12 protein-coding genes are annotated in these 14463 nt (G+C 62.3%); 7 read left to right on the top strand and 5 right to left on the bottom strand.

What is annotated here, in order from left to right; genetic code table 11:
* Window positions 1-34: 34 nt before the first annotated feature.
* The 4 genes from VOI35_RS00270 to VOI35_RS00255 form a co-directional block, all read right to left on the bottom strand.
* Complete coding sequence (locus tag VOI35_RS00270; protein WP_407275907.1) at window positions 35-772, bottom strand: glutathione peroxidase; 738 nt, start codon at window positions 770-772, stop codon at window positions 35-37.
* A 256-nt stretch (window positions 773-1028) separates the two neighbouring features.
* Window positions 1029-2327 carry a diaminopimelate decarboxylase gene (gene lysA / locus VOI35_RS00265; protein ID WP_407275906.1) on the bottom strand — a complete coding sequence of 433 codons (1299 nt, stop codon included), beginning with the start codon at window positions 2325-2327 and terminating at the stop codon, window positions 1029-1031.
* Window positions 2317-2481 carry an LPS translocon maturation chaperone LptM gene (gene lptM / locus VOI35_RS00260; protein WP_407275905.1) on the bottom strand — a complete coding sequence of 55 codons (165 nt, stop codon included), beginning with the start codon at window positions 2479-2481 and terminating at the stop codon, window positions 2317-2319. Before lptM ends, lysA begins: the two co-directional genes overlap by 11 nt.
* Window positions 2482-2589: 108 nt before the next feature.
* On the bottom strand, window positions 2590-3855 hold the full coding sequence (locus VOI35_RS00255; RefSeq protein WP_407275904.1) for an RsmB/NOP family class I SAM-dependent RNA methyltransferase: 1266 nt from the start codon (window positions 3853-3855) through the stop codon (window positions 2590-2592).
* 133 nt (window positions 3856-3988) lie between these two features.
* Between VOI35_RS00255 and VOI35_RS00250 the strand changes: the two genes are divergently transcribed.
* The 6 genes from VOI35_RS00250 to secF all read left to right on the top strand — a co-directional run bounded on the left by VOI35_RS00250 (window position 3989) and on the right by secF (window position 11201).
* Complete coding sequence (locus tag VOI35_RS00250) at window positions 3989-4810, top strand: alpha/beta fold hydrolase (RefSeq protein ID WP_407275903.1); 822 nt, start codon at window positions 3989-3991, stop codon at window positions 4808-4810.
* Between the two features lie 831 nt (window positions 4811-5641).
* On the top strand, window positions 5642-6721 hold the full coding sequence (gene queA, locus VOI35_RS00245) for a tRNA preQ1(34) S-adenosylmethionine ribosyltransferase-isomerase QueA (protein WP_407275902.1): 1080 nt from the start codon (window positions 5642-5644) through the stop codon (window positions 6719-6721).
* A 7-nt stretch (window positions 6722-6728) separates the two neighbouring features.
* Window positions 6729-7850: a tRNA guanosine(34) transglycosylase Tgt gene (gene tgt, locus VOI35_RS00240; protein ID WP_407275901.1), complete on the top strand. Its 1122-nt coding sequence runs from the start codon at window positions 6729-6731 to the stop codon at window positions 7848-7850.
* A gap of 105 nt (window positions 7851-7955) precedes the next feature.
* On the top strand, window positions 7956-8300 hold the full coding sequence (gene yajC / locus VOI35_RS00235; protein WP_407275900.1) for a preprotein translocase subunit YajC: 345 nt from the start codon (window positions 7956-7958) through the stop codon (window positions 8298-8300).
* A gap of 74 nt (window positions 8301-8374) precedes the next feature.
* On the top strand, window positions 8375-10237 hold the full coding sequence (gene secD / locus VOI35_RS00230) for a protein translocase subunit SecD (RefSeq protein ID WP_407275899.1): 1863 nt from the start codon (window positions 8375-8377) through the stop codon (window positions 10235-10237).
* Between the two features lie 25 nt (window positions 10238-10262).
* On the top strand, window positions 10263-11201 hold the full coding sequence (secF, locus tag VOI35_RS00225) for a protein translocase subunit SecF (protein WP_407275898.1): 939 nt from the start codon (window positions 10263-10265) through the stop codon (window positions 11199-11201).
* A gap of 98 nt (window positions 11202-11299) precedes the next feature.
* Here secF and recG read toward each other — a convergent pair whose 3' ends face one another.
* Complete coding sequence (gene recG / locus VOI35_RS00220) at window positions 11300-13378, bottom strand: ATP-dependent DNA helicase RecG (protein ID WP_407275897.1); 2079 nt, start codon at window positions 13376-13378, stop codon at window positions 11300-11302.
* A gap of 166 nt (window positions 13379-13544) precedes the next feature.
* On the opposite strand from recG, the gene VOI35_RS00215 reads away from it, so the two are divergent.
* Complete coding sequence (locus tag VOI35_RS00215; RefSeq protein WP_407275896.1) at window positions 13545-14453, top strand: c-type cytochrome; 909 nt, start codon at window positions 13545-13547, stop codon at window positions 14451-14453.
* Window positions 14454-14463: the final 10 nt, after the last annotated feature.

Below are 14463 nucleotides of genomic sequence, written 5' to 3'. Positions count from 1 at the left end.
GTTCAGCCTCGAGCGGAGCACGAACGGGGATCGCTCAGCGCCGGGCAGCCAACCATTCGGCAAGCTTGTCGCTGCCGCCAATCAACTGGCCGTCGATAAAGACCTGCGGCACGGTCTCGGAACCGGTGGCCGCGCGCAGCGCCCGCAAGTTGACCTGATCGCCGACCAGAATTTCATCGAACGCAATCCCTGCTTCATGCAGCATGCCCTTAGCGCGAATGCAGAACGGGCAGGTCTCGCGGGTAAACAGCATCACGGAATGCGGTTTGACGGCGTTGGGGGCGATGAAGTCCAGGATTGTATCCGCATCCGACACTTCATACGGATCACCGGCCACATTCGGCTCGATGAACATTTTGCTGATGACGCCATCTTTGACCAGCATCGAATAACGCCAGGAGCGCTTGCCAAACCCTAAGTTTTCTTTATCGACCAGCATCCCCATGCCCTCGGTAAACTCACCGTTGCCATCGGGGATGAAGCGGATGTGTTCCGCTTTTTGATCTTGCGCCCACTCGTTCATCACGAAGGTATCGTTGACGGAAACACACAGGATGCTATCCACCCCATGCTGGAAAAACACCGGCGCCAACTCGTTGAAGCGCGGCACATGGCTGGATGAGCAAGTCGGCGTGAACGCACCGGGCAACGAAAACACCGCCACGGTTTTGCCCTTGAACAACTCTTCCGTGGTGACATCGACCCACTGATTGTTCTGGCGGGTACGAAAGGTCACCTGGGGCACGCGTTGGCCTTCACGATTTTCGAGCATGACGATCTCCTCAGTAGAGTAAGCAAGGGGTTGAACAAAAAGTGAACGACGACGGTTTACACGCTGACGCGACCACAAGGAGGCAGCGGAATCAAACCATACTCATCATGTATTGGGTATGACAATACCCCAGTTCATGGTGCGGGTTAAATTGATTTTCCAGATTGGATTGATAGAAACCGGCTATCAAGAACCGTCCCGCTATGCGGTCGGTTCATCGAACAACGGCGCACACCCGCGAATCGTCGGCCGCGCGCTACGCGTTCGGCGAGGGGAACGGGCGTTCGTGCTGGAATAAATCTTCGACGCTTTCCCGCGCCCGAATCGGCCGCACCGCGCCGTTCTCGACCAGCACCTCCGCCGGTCGCCCGCGGGTGTTGTAGTTGGAGGCCATGGAAAACCCGTAGGCGCCCGCCCCGAGCACCGCCACGATATCCCCCGCCGCCAGCGGAAGATGCCGCCCTTTACCGAGGAAATCGCCGGTTTCGCAGACCGGGCCGACGATCTCCCAGTCCTGCGCCACCGTGTCCGCCGCTGGCTGCACGGCCTCGATCGCCATCACACTGCCGTACAGCGCCGGGCGCATCAAATCATTCATCGCCGCATCGACGATCGCGAACGACTTGCCGTCATCAGGATGCGGTTTCAAATATTCGACCCGGCTCAGCAGCACGCCCGCCGGCCCCACCAAAAACCGTCCCGGCTCCAGCCAGATCGGCAGACGACGCGCCAAAGGATGCCGGTCGATAACCGTCAGCAGGGCATCCACCCAGGCCGCCGCCGTCGGCGCTTGCTCCGTGGTGTAGCGAATCCCCAGCCCCCCGCCCAAGTCCAGATGATGCAATTCAATGCCCAACAGGGTGAGCTCATCCAGCAAAGCCAGCACCCGCTCGGCGGCAGCGGCAAACGGGCTGACATCCAGCAATTGCGAGCCGATATGGCAGTCGATGCCCACCGCCGCCAGATGCGGATGCCGCTGAATCTGCCGATACAAGCCCGCTGCCTGCCCAATCGGAATGCCGAACTTGTTGTCTTTCAACCCGGTGGAAATGTAGGGATGGGTCTTGGCATCGACATCCGGGTTCACCCGCAAGGAAACCGGCGCGATGACGCCCATCGCTGCGGCGATTTGCGCCACCCGGTCGAGCTCTGCCGCCGATTCGACATTCAAACACCCGATCCCGACTTCGAGTGCCGCACGAATTTCATCGGCACGCTTGCCGACACCGGAAAACACCACCTTCGCGGGATCGCCGCCCGCCGCCAGAACCCGCGCCAGTTCCCCGCCGGAGACGATGTCGAATCCCGCCCCCAAGCGCGCGAGCAAGGCCAGAATCGAGAGATTGCCGTTGGCCTTGACCGCGTAACACAGGCGATGGGGTCGATCGCCAAACGCGGTGGTTAACGCGACATAGGCATCCCGGATGGCCGCCGCGCTGTAGGCATAGACGGGCGTGCCGTACTCGGCGGCAATCTCGGCCAGCGCCACGCCGGACAAACACAGGCCACGGGCGGGGTCGCGCTGTAAAAAGGGATAGGGCAACTCAGGATGCATGTTGCGACACTCCTTCCGCCGAGGCAGTTTGCGCTGAGCCACCCGCGGACGGCAGCACCAGCGCGCCTTTTTGACCACAGCCCGTAAGCCCCAGGAAGCCACCCAGAATCAGCCCCGCCCAGAGCCCACGCCACCAACTATTCCCCTGTCCCATCCCCACGCACTCTCGGTGAATTTTTGCTTGATACACAGCCGACACTGCCTGGCAGTGTGCCGAACGGCATCGGCTTTGTCGAATGCACCGGCACCCGTGAGCCGACGGTCACGCCAACGGACGGAGCAGCACCGCCATGAAAAACCCATCACAATCATGCCGATCGGGTCGCAGCCGCGCCTGTCCTGCCGCAATCCGCGCGCCCTCGGGCAAAGCCGCAGGCAAATCGCCCGGCTGCCAGTCTGGATTTTCTGCCAGAAACGCCGCGATCTGCTGTTCGTTTTCCTCACGCCACAGGCTACAGGTGGCATAGATCAACCGCCCACCGGGGCGCAGGCGCTGCGCGCCCTGCCGCAGCAAGTCGGCCTGAATGGCGCAGAGTGCGGCCAGATCAAGCGAACGATATTTCAACTCCGGGTGCCGCCGCCAAGTGCCCGACCCGGAACACGGCGCATCGATCAACACGCCATCAAACAACGGCAGCGCCGCCAGCGCGGGATCGTCCGCCCCGGTAATCTGCTGCCGATCGATCTGTTCAAGCCGATGGCGCTGCTGGCGCTCCGGCAAGCGCGCCAGCCGCTGCGCGTCCGTATCGCAAGCCAGGACACGACCCGTCGGCCCCACCGCCTCAGCCAAGCCCAGGGTTTTACCCCCGGCACCGGCGCACAAATCTAGCCAGCGTTCACCCGGTGACGCCGCACAAGCCATCGTAATCCATTGGCTCCCGGCATCCTGGATTTCAAAAGCACCTTCCAGAAACAACGGATGCCGCACCAGAGCCGCCGGCGCATCACAGCGCCAGCCCCGCGCCAAACCCGGCAGCGGGGAGAATTCATGCCCATCCGTCTGCAGGGCACGAATCACCGTCTCGGCGGGCCAACGCGCATCCAGCCGGATATCGACCGGCGCCCGCATGAGCAGCGCCGCCGCCACGGCCGCCGCCTCGTCACCAAACGCTGCAGTCAAACGCACGGCATCGTCTGTCGCCATCGACCAGGCCATACGCGGCGTCAGTACCCGCCCAGCCCAGCGCGCCGGGTCAACACCCGCCTGTGTCGCCAGCCGCTCATCCAACCGACCATCGAGCCACAGCGCAGCCGCCAGCTGCGCTAACGGTGCCTCCACCCCGAGCCAGTCCTTCAGGGCGTGCCCATAACGCAGCCCATAAAAGACCAGGGTCTGAATCAACAGCCGGTCGCGTCGTCCCAACCGCCGATCCGCCCGAAACGCCTGCGCCAAGGCGCGATCACTGGCCTGCCCCCGCGAGACAATCTCGGACAGTAATTCGGCCGCACGCAGCAAATGCTGCGGATAAAGGCGCCCCTCGAACAACTCGGGACCAGGGAGTGGGTGGCCATCAACAACTTCAGACATAGCAAATTCCAGCAGAACCTCTGGGGTCGGTGAGCGTGGTAAACTGCTGCCGCCGTACTCGTCGGCCGTGCCCTCGCCGGGCGATCCCCGTCAGTGTTCCAACCACTGAGTATTCAAACGACAAGGCCCCACGATGACCCCATCCCCTGTTGCACTGCACTATGAAGAATCCGGCGGCGGACTTCCGGTCATCATTATGCACGGGCTGCTCGGCTCACTGACGAATTGGCGCGCAGTCGCGCGGTCACTGGCCGGTCAATATCGGGTCATCAACCTGGATTTACGCAGTCACGGCCAGTCCCCCTGGACCGACGAGATGAGCTATTCGGCACTCGCCGCCGATGTGTTAGCCCTGATGGACCGTCTAGGCCTGGCGCACGCCCGGCTGCTGGGGCACTCCCTCGGCGGCAAACTCGCGATGGTGCTTGCAGATCTTGCCCCGGAGCGATTCACCCATCTAGCGGTGATCGATATCGCGCCGAAAGCCTACCCCGCCTGGCACCAGGAGGTATTTTCCGCCTTGCGCGCGGTCGATCTGGCGCATTTACGCTCGCGCGAAGCGGCCAGCGCCATGATGGCCGCCCATTTATTCGATCCCGCGGTGCGCGCGTTCCTCACCGCAAACCTGGTACACAGCCCCCAGGGCTGGCGCTGGCGCTTTAATCTCGACGCCTTGCAGGCGAACTACCCAGCCGCCTCCCAAATGCCCGATCTGCAAGGATTTTTTTGCGGCGCCACCCTTTTCGTGCGCGGCGCGCAGTCCGCCTACATAACCGATGCCGACATTCCCTTATTGGCGGCGACTTACCCCCAAGGTTGCCTGCACACTTTGTCCGATGCACGCCATTGGCCACACATTGAAGCCCCCGAGGCTTTCATAGCAACCATCCGCCGCTTCTTTGCCGAAGGCTGCGCCGCTTTTGCCGGTTTTGCCGCACAAAATGGTCGTGTGTAGGAAAAATCCTACGCTACAAAGCGCGCATTCTGACGGAACTCGCGCCAATTCCCACTACAAGCTGTCACAAACCTTCGGCATGATACCCCTGTGTTCGGAAACACGCGGGCTGGATGCCCTAACGCGCATCGGAGATGTGCGCCACCCAAAGGAAACCCCGTCAGGACGACGGCACAGGATGTGACGCGCCGATAGGACTCGGCGCCTAGGGTGGCAGGCGTTTGCCGGGATTGGCAAGGATGAATGCGCCGAAGGATGGCTTGCGCGAAGGGATTTCGCGCCGATCAGGAAGATCACGCAGGAAGCGCAGGGCAAGATGCCCAAGGCAAGGAAGGACAACGGTTGAAGGATTAACCACCCAAAGGATGGGCGCCCGAATGGGCAACAAGGCGAGGACGCCTTGAGATCAACCGGTGGGTGTCGGCTTGATCGCCCAAGGATGGGCAGTATCTTCGTTGAATCGCAACCACTCAGCGACGAGTGCATCGGGATCGAACCGATGGAAACGGTTCCCGGCCACAGGATGGCTTCCTGACCCAATTTCTTCTCTCAATTCCATGAAACCGCAAACTCGAAGCGCGCCAAGGCACGCGACCTGGGTACCTCGTGTTTTTTACCTTTGGCGCCTCCATGCGGCAGCCGGATTTTTCCGTATCCCTGCTCGCCGTCTGTCGGACTTTGGGAATCGAAGCGCAAATCTGGCGGGGCGCGGGCGGATTTTGCCGCGCCATCGCGGGCTCCCTTCTCCGAAAAGTGGGGCAATACGCGGCGTCCAGCCGGGTTTACAACCGATTTCGCCAAACTGCGGCAGGCTGCTAGACTGCGCCCGCCATGGAAACCCGCTGGTTTGACTACACGCTCCCCGAATCACACATCGCTTTGCGCCCGATCGAACCGCGCACGGCCGCGCGGCTGCTCGTCCTCGATGCCCCACCTGCCACGGGCTGGCAAGATCGACAGATTGCCGACCTGCCGACGCTGTTGGCACCCGGTGATCTACTGATTCTCAACAATACCCGCGTCATTCCCGCACGGGTGTTCGGGCACAAGGCGAGCGGGGGCAAGGTCGAGATCCTGGTTGAACGGCTCATCGACGAAACCACTGCCTGGTGCCATGTACGCGCCAGCAAGGCACCGCCCGTCGGCAGCGCGCTCCAAATGCCCGGCGGAGTAACGCTGACCGTCACCGCGCGGGATGATGCCTTGTTTTGCCTCGAACTCCAGCCGACAGCGACCGCGCCCCAATGGCTTAACTGGCTGGAGGCTGAAGGCCATGTGCCCTTGCCGCCCTACATTGCGCGCGCCGATGACGCCGCCGATCGTCATGACTACCAGACCGTATTTGCCCAGCATCCCGGTGCGGTGGCCGCCCCGACCGCCAGCCTGCACCTGACGGAAGCCCTGCTCCAGCAAATTCGCGACCAAGGTGTCGAAACGGCCTTCGTCACCCTGCATGTCGGCGCAGGGACTTTTCAGCCCGTCAAAGCCGAACGACTGGCTGACCATACAATGCATCAGGAATGGATGAATGTCCCGCCGCAAACCGTCGCAGCCGTCGCGGCCGCCCGGGCGCGCGGGGGGCGCATCCTCTGCATCGGCACCACGGCGCTGCGTGCCATCGAAACCGCCGCCCGTGCACACCCCGAGGCCGCCGCCCGCGGAGAGATTGGCGCGTTCACCGGGGAAACCCGCTTATTTCTCTACCCCGGCCAGTCCGTATTCGTCGCCGATGCCTTACTCACCAATTTTCATCTGCCGCAATCGACGCTGTTGATGCTGGTCAGCGCCCTCGCCGGTCGGGAGCGCATCCTCGCGGCCTATCAGCACGCCATCGGCCACGGCTACCGCTTTTTCAGCTACGGTGATGCCATGTTCATCCCCATCAACCGCAAGGCGCTGCCCACCGCATGAGAGCTTCATGAACTTTTCTATCTTCCGCACCGACGGCAACGCCCGCCGTGGCCAACTGCGCTTTGCGCGCGGCACGATCGAAACCCCCGCCTTCATGCCCGTCGGCACCTATGGCACGGTCAAAGCCGTCGATCCCGCCGAACTCGTGGCGCTCGGCGCCGAAATCATTCTCGGCAACACCTTTCACCTGATGCTGCGACCGGGCACCGAGATCATCCGCGCGCATGGGGATCTGCACGACTTCATGGGCTGGTCGAAACCCATTCTGACCGACTCCGGGGGATTTCAGGTGTTTTCCCTGGCAGAAATGCGCAAGATCACCGAAGAAGGCGCCAAGTTTCAATCGCCAATCGACGGCAGCCCGGTGCTGCTCACGCCCGAGCGCTCGATGCAAATCCAGCATGAACTCGGCAGCGACATCGTCATGATTTTCGACGAATGCACCCCTTATCCCGCCACGCCGGAACAGGCGGCAAGCTCGATGCGCCTCTCGCTGCGCTGGGCCGCCCGCTCCCGCGCCGCCTTCGATGCACTCAAGCCAGACAACTCCGACACCGCGCTGTTCGGCATCGTGCAGGGCGGGATGTATCCGGCCTTGCGGCAGGAGTCCGCCGAAGGACTACTATCCATTGGCTTTGACGGCTATGCCATCGGCGGGCTGTCCGTCGGCGAACCCTTCGACGAACGCAATGCCGTCCTCGAAGCCACAACCCCGCCGCTCCCGACCGACAAACCGCGCTACCTGATGGGCGTCGGCAAACCCGAAGACCTGGTCGCGGCGGTTGCGCGCGGCATCGACATGTTCGACTGCGTCCTACCCACCCGCAACGCCCGCAATGCCCATCTGTTCACCCGCTTTGGCGATCTGCGCCTGCGCAACGCCCGCTACGCGAGCGATACTCGGCCAATCGACGAAACCTGCACCTGCACCACCTGCCAGCGCTATTCGCGCGCTTACCTCAAGCACCTCGACCGCTGCAAGGAAGTGCTCGGCGCCCGGCTCAACACCATCCACAACCTGCACTATTACCAAACGCTGATGCGCGAGATCCGTGAATCGATCGCCGAGGGACGCTTTACCGAATTTACCCGCCAGTTCGCGGCGGATCGCGCCCGAGGGGTTGAATAACCGCTCCGCAGCCCCCAACTCTGCGGGAACTTGCCCAGCCTGTGGCATACTAACGCCCGTTTTGCGCGTCGCGCGCCTGATTAATGCACCCCAAGGAACCGCTCCATGTTTTTGATTTCTGATGCCCTGGCCGAAGCCACCACCACCGGTGCCGCCCAAGAACCCAGCATGATCGCAACCTTTTTGCCGCTGATCCTGATCTTCGGCGTGATGTACTTCCTGCTGATTCGCCCACAGGTCAAACGCCAAAAAGAACTGAAAAAACTGATTGATTCCATTGAAAAAGGCGACGAAGTCGTCACCAATGGCGGGCTGCTCGGCCGCGTCATCAAACTGGGCGAGGCCTTCCTCGTGATTGAAGTGGCCGACGGCATGACCCTGGTCGTTCAACGCGGCGCCGTGGCGACCGTCATGCCCAAGGGCACACTGAAAGACATCCGCGAAGCCTGATTGGCCTGCACGCCGCTGATCCCGCCCGCCCTGCGACGCGGGCCGTCCGCACAACCAAAGACAGGGACCGATTCATGAATCGCTATCCATGGTGGAAAAACCTGCTGATCGTTCTGGTATTGGCGTTGGCGGCGTTTTTTGCCCTGCCCAATCTGTATGGCGAAAACCCGGCGCTGCAAATTTCCAAACGCAATGGCAGCCTGACGCAGGCCGAGCTCGATCGCGCCACCGCTGCGCTCAAAGCCGCCGACCTGCCGATCAAGTCGGCACAGCTGGAAGCCAAGGACGGACTGATCCAGTTCAGCACCACCGACACCCAACTGAAAGCGGTCAATGTCGTCCGCGCCGCGCTGGGTGAGGACTTCCCGCTCGCCCTGAACCTCGCCCCCGCTGCACCCGCCTGGATGACGGCGCTGGGGGCCAAGCCGATGTATCTGGGGCTCGATTTGCGCGGCGGCGTGCATTTTCTGATGCAGATTGACATGCAAGCCGCGATCAAAACCGCGCTGGATCGCCGCGTCGAAAGCCTGCGGGGCGACATGCGCCATGACGACATCCGCTATGTCAGCGCCGATGTCGATCAAGGCAAGGACATCCTGATCCGCTTCCGCGACACCACGGCACAAGCGGCCGCGATGAACAAACTTCCCGGCCTATACCCCGAGCTGAAATTCGATCGAACCGAACGCAACGGCAATCCTTACCTCATCGCCCGTTTGACCGATGCCGGGGTGCTGGCGGAGAAAAAAGCGGCGGTCGAACAAAACATCACCACCCTGCGCAACCGCGTGAACGAGCTGGGGGTCGCCGAACCGCTGATTCAGCAGCAAGGCGAAGACCGCATCGTAGTCGAACTGCCCGGCATTCAGGACACCGTGCGGGCGAAAGAAATCATCGGTGCGACCGCGACACTGGAATTCCGCCTGGTATCCGGCACCCCCAGCGACTGGATCGACGCAGAGCAATCCGGCCGGGTGCCGCCCGATGTCCGACTGTATCACGAGAAAAATGGCCAGCCCGTGCTGCTCAAACGGCAGGTCATTGTGACCGGGGATCGCATCACCGGCGCCTCGTCTGGCTTTGACTCGCGCTCCAACACCCCGGCTGTGTTCGTCAATCTCGACGGTCAGGGCGCACGGCGGATGGCGGATGTCACCGGCGAGAACATCGGCAAACAGATGGCGGTCGTGTTCATCGAACACCGCACGGAAACCAAGATCGTCAATGGCCAGCCGGTGAAAGACAAAAAGCTGATCGAACAGGTCATCAATGTCGCCACCATTCAGGATCAGCTCTCCAACCGATTCCAGATCACCGGCATGGGCTCACCCGAGGCCGCGCGGGATCTCGCGCTGCTGCTGCGTGCCGGCGCCCTCCGCGCACCGATGGATATCGTCGAAGAACGCACCGTCGGCCCCAGCCTCGGCGCGGACAACATCGCCGCCGGGATTCATGCCTCGATTCTGGGCTTCGCCTTGGTCGCCGCGTTCATGCTGGTGTACTACCGCGTGTTTGGCACCACCGCCGTGATTGCCCTGTTTGCCAACCTGGTGCTGATCGTCGCGGTGCTGTCGTTGCTGCAGGCCACGCTCACGCTGCCCGGCATTGCCGGGATGGTGCTCACGCTCGGGATTGCGGTCGATGCCAATGTGCTGATCAACGAGCGGATTCGCGAGGAACTGCGCAACGGGCTGACGCCACAGGCCGCCATCAAGGCCGGTTATGAACGCGCCTTCGCCACCATCATCGATTCGCATGTCACCACGCTGCTCGCCGCCGTGGTGCTGTTTGCGCTGGGCTCAGGCCCAGTCAAGGGCTTTGCCGTGACGCTGACCATCGGGATTCTCGCCTCGCTGTTCACCGCCATCATGGTCACCCGCGCGCTGGTGAACCTGATCTACGGCCGCCGCGCCCGCCTGACGCGGATCTCGATTTAACGCGTCGCTCTTCGAGGCTTCCATCATGCTGAACCTGTTCCCCTACGACGCCAAATTCGATTTCTTCGGTAAACGGCGCTACGCCTACATCATTTCGGTCATTTTGCTGCTGGCCTCCCTTGCGTCGCTGGCCACGCGCGGCATCAATTTCGGCCTGGATTTCACCGGCGGGGTGGTCATCGAGGTGGGTTACCCTAAGGCGGCCAACCTGGACAGCATCCGCGCCCTGCTGAAGAAAAACCAGTTCAATGAAGCCGTAGTGCAATATTTTGGCACCAGTGAATCGGTGATGATTCGCCTGCCGCCGGCCAAATCCGAAAACCAGAATCAATTGGCCGATCATGTACTCGCCGCCCTGAAAACCGAAGAACCGGGCGTGCAGATGCGCCGCGTGGAGTATGTCGGACCGGCCGTCGGCAAGGAATTGTTCAATTCCGGCGCGCTCGCCATGCTCACCGTCCTCGGCGGGCTGCTGCTGTTCGTCAGCCTGCGCTACCAGCTCAAGATGGCGGCGGGCGCGGTGATCACGCTGTCGCACGACCTGATCATGATTCTCGGCTTTCTGAGCATCACGCAGATCGAATTCAACCTCACCGTGCTGGCGGCCTACCTCGCGCTGGCAGGCTATTCGATCAACGACATGATCGTGGTGTTCGACCGGATGCGGGAAAATTTCCGCAAAATGCGCAAGGGCACGGAAATCGAAATCATGAACGCCTCGGTCAATCAGACCATGTCGCGTACCGTGATGACGGCCTTGACCACCTTCCTCTCCGTGCTGGCGCTGTTTGTGTTCGGCGGTGAAAGCCTGTTCGGCTTCTCGGCCACGCTGCTGGTCGGGATCGTGCTCGGCACCTTCTCCTCCATCTATGTCGCCTCCAGCCTCGCACTCGACATGGGGCTCAAACGCCAAGATCTGCTCAAGCTGACCGATAAAGAGCGCGTCATCGATACCGCCCCTTAACCTTAAGGCTTTGCGGCACCGGCCAAGTCGGTTGGCAGCCGATGATTTCCGCATCCGGCAGCGGCTAGCAGGCCGTTAAAAGGGTTTTCAACGGCCTGTTAGACCTGGCCGTACTGCTGCCCCACCCCGACCCAGCGCTGCAACAGTGCCGGGATGCCCGGGTGATTTTCTGCAACCCATTGATCCGCCAGCGCCCGTGCCAGCGGAACCCAGTCGGCATCCCGCACCAGATCGGCCACCTTGAGCTTGGCCAGCCCGGTCTGCCGTGTCCCCAACACCTCACCGGGGCCACGCTGCGCTAAATCGGCCTCCGCCAGAACAAAACCGTCCTGTGTTTCCCGCATCAGCGCCAGGCGCGCCTTGGCTCGATCCGACAGCGGCTCGTCATACAGCAAAACACAGTAGGAATCGGTACTGCCCCGCCCAACCCGGCCACGCAATTGATGCAGTTGCGCCAACCCGAGCCGATCTGCATTCTCGATCATCATCAGCGAGGCGTTCGGCACATCGACCCCCACTTCGATGACGGTGGTCGCCACCAGTACATCCAGTGCATGCGCCTGGAACTGCGCCATCACCGTCTGTTTCTGCGCGGCACTCATCCGGCCATGCACAAGGCCGATCCGCAGATGCGGCAAGGCTTCGGTCAAGCGCGCGGCGGTCGATTCCGCCGCCTCGGCTTCGATCTGGGTGGACGCATCGATCAAGGGACACACCCAATAGGCTTGCCGCCCCGCGCGACACACCGCGCTGATGCGTTCGATCAGCGCCTCCCGCCGATCCGCACGCAGCAGCGTCGTCTTGATCGGGCGGCGCCCCGGTGGGAGCTCGTCGATGATCGAAACCGCCAAATCCGCATAGGCGCTCATCGCCAGCGTGCGCGGAATCGGCGTGGCCGTCATGACCAACTGATGCGGGCGCAGACCCTCCCCTTGCGGCAGCGCGCCCTTGTCCGACAGAGCCAGGCGTTGATGCACCCCGAAGCGATGCTGTTCATCGATGATGATGAGCCCGAGCCGGGCGAATTGCACCGCTTCCTGAAACAGCGCGTGTGTCCCAATCACAATCGCCGGGGTGGCCGCCTGCAACGCGGCCAATACATCCCGCCGCGTGCCCGCCGTCATTTGCCCGGATAACAGGTGCACCGGCACACACAGTGGCGTGAGCCACCGGGCAAAATTGCGCGCATGCTGTTCCGCCAGCAAGGCGGTCGGTGCCATCAACGCCACCTGGTAGCCCGCATCAATCGCGTGCAGCGCCGCCCCGACCGCGACCAGTGTTTTCCCCGACCCGACATCCCCCTGCACCAGCCGCAACATGGGATGCGGTTGGCGCAGATCGGCCAGAATTTCAGCCAGCACCCGGGATTGCGCGGCCGTCGGCGAGAAGGGCAAATCGGCCAGTAACCGCTGCCAAAACGCCGAATCTTCCCGAAACACCGGCGCGGACTGACGAACCCAGCGGGATCGCTGCGCGCGCACCGCCACCACTTGCGCCATCAGCTCCTCGACCGCCAGACGCACCCGCGCGGGATCCGTCGGGTCAGGCACGCCCAGCGCCCGTGTGGGCGCATGCAGACGCTGCAAAGCGGCCAAGGCTCCGATCTGCAGGGGCGGCGGCAATCCGGTCGTGGGCAGCAGTTCGTCCAGTTCATGCAAGGCCACGGTCAATGCCTCGGCAATCAGCGCCCGCCAACGCGCCTGCGTCACCCCCTCGGTGGAGGGGTACACGGGTAAGATGCTCTCCAGGGCCGCACTCTGCACCCGCTCCGGCTGAGCCATTTCCAGCCCCTGTGCCCCAACCCGCACCTCGCCAAATAAGAGATAGCGGCGTCCGGTCTGCAGCAGCTCGCCAAACCGGCCAAATTGCCAGAGCGTGATGTGACCGCTGTCGTCCTGCCCCAGCGCCACCTGGCGCGCCTTGCCGTGCCGTAACACCCGCGTTTCGACAATCTCCACCTCAATCAGGACGGAATCGCCGGGCAGAACCGAGGCCAACGGCCGCACCGTGCCCCGATCCTCGTAGCGTTGTGGCAAATGCCACAATAAATCAGCGACTTGATACACACCCCGCCGCGCCAGTTGCGCGGCGATTCTTTCCCCCACTCCCGCCAGTCGGGTCACGGGATCGGTCAGCCGAACAGGCTCTGTGGCACGCGAGCGGGCAGATTTAGACATAAATATATGGGGTTATTCGGGCTTTATATGTGCCAAATGACTGATCATCGGTATAATTTCGCATCCGCGTCTTCGCCGCGTTCAAAGCGCAGTGCTTATTGTGTGTGCGACACCCGCGTGCCGCCAACCTGTTTTCTGTTTTCATCCAGTTGTTGTGGAGGTTATCGTGGCTGATGGTCATAACCCAAAAGTCGATTCCAGCGCAAAATTCGTCGGTTTCGTCGCATCGATTCTGCTCTTGGCCGCAGTGTACTATCTGGTCACTTCGCTCGTGCATGTCGTCACGCGGGAATCCTACAAAGACGCCTATGCCCCGGTCGTCGTTCCAGCCAGTGATCTAAAAGCCGCGCCGACACCCGCGACAGCCGCAGCTCCGGCTGCTGCCGCCCCCGCGGCCTCAGCAGCGCCAGCCGCCAGTGGCAGCACGGGCGATGCCGCCGCAGGCAAAACCAAATTCGCCACCTGTGCAGCCTGTCACGGTGCCGATGGCCACGGCAATGGCGGTGCCTTCCCCGACCTAACCAAGCTTTCCGCCGCCGATGCCGCAGCCATTCTGCAGGCCTTCAAGAAAGGCGATAAAGATTACCTCGCCAAGCACGGCCTGGGCGGTGCCCGCTACAGCACGATGGCACCACAGGCCGCTGGTTTGTCGGATGCCGATATCAACGATCTCGCCGCCTACATTGCTGAACTCGGTGGGAAAACCAGCGCTGCCGCCCCAGCCACCGGCGGAGCCGCGCCTGCTGCTGCCGCACCCGCTGCGCCGGCCGCCCCCAAAGTGGTATCCAGCGATGTCGTGGCCTGGGGGCATGCCATGTTCTCCAGTTGCGCCGTCTGCCACGGCATGGACGGCGAAGGGGGCAAACTCTTCGGTGCGCCAAAAATTGCCGGGCTGCCTTATGACACCGTCATTTCCCTGCTGAAGATCTACCGGAAAGGCCAGCAAATGGGCGCGAAATCCTACGCGATGATTCCGCAAGCCAAACACATGACCGATAATGAAATCGATGCGTTGGCCGCTTATATTTCCTTGATGGGTTCAGGTCACGACAAGTTTGCCGCCGCCACAGAATAAACCCTGCGGC

The organism is Halothiobacillus sp. DCM-1 (assembly GCF_045689735.1).
Lineage (GTDB): Bacteria > Pseudomonadota > Gammaproteobacteria > Halothiobacillales > Halothiobacillaceae > Halothiobacillus.
Note: the sequence above shows the minus strand (reverse complement) of the source record. Positions and strands in the feature narration are given on the sequence as shown.

What these genes read in the sequence shown, in the direction of transcription:
- secF (WP_407275898.1), top strand. Translation starts at nt 10,263, where the DNA reads ATGCTGAACCTGTTCCCCTACGACGCCAAATTCGATTTCTTCGGTAAA.
- secD (WP_407275899.1), top strand. Translation starts at nt 8,375, where the DNA reads ATGAATCGCTATCCATGGTGGAAAAACCTGCTGATCGTTCTGGTATTG.
- yajC (WP_407275900.1), top strand. Translation starts at nt 7,956, where the DNA reads ATGTTTTTGATTTCTGATGCCCTGGCCGAAGCCACCACCACCGGTGCC.
- tgt (WP_407275901.1), top strand. Translation starts at nt 6,729, where the DNA reads ATGAACTTTTCTATCTTCCGCACCGACGGCAACGCCCGCCGTGGCCAA.
- VOI35_RS00255 (WP_407275904.1), bottom strand. Translation starts at nt 3,855, where the DNA reads ATGTCTGAAGTTGTTGATGGCCACCCACTCCCTGGTCCCGAGTTGTTC.
- queA (WP_407275902.1), top strand. Translation starts at nt 5,642, where the DNA reads ATGGAAACCCGCTGGTTTGACTACACGCTCCCCGAATCACACATCGCT.
- lysA (WP_407275906.1), bottom strand. Translation starts at nt 2,327, where the DNA reads ATGCATCCTGAGTTGCCCTATCCCTTTTTACAGCGCGACCCCGCCCGT.
- lptM (WP_407275905.1), bottom strand. Translation starts at nt 2,481, where the DNA reads ATGGGACAGGGGAATAGTTGGTGGCGTGGGCTCTGGGCGGGGCTGATT.
- recG (WP_407275897.1), bottom strand. Translation starts at nt 13,378, where the DNA reads ATGTCTAAATCTGCCCGCTCGCGTGCCACAGAGCCTGTTCGGCTGACC.
- VOI35_RS00250 (WP_407275903.1), top strand. Translation starts at nt 3,989, where the DNA reads ATGACCCCATCCCCTGTTGCACTGCACTATGAAGAATCCGGCGGCGGA.
- VOI35_RS00270 (WP_407275907.1), bottom strand. Translation starts at nt 772, where the DNA reads ATGCTCGAAAATCGTGAAGGCCAACGCGTGCCCCAGGTGACCTTTCGT.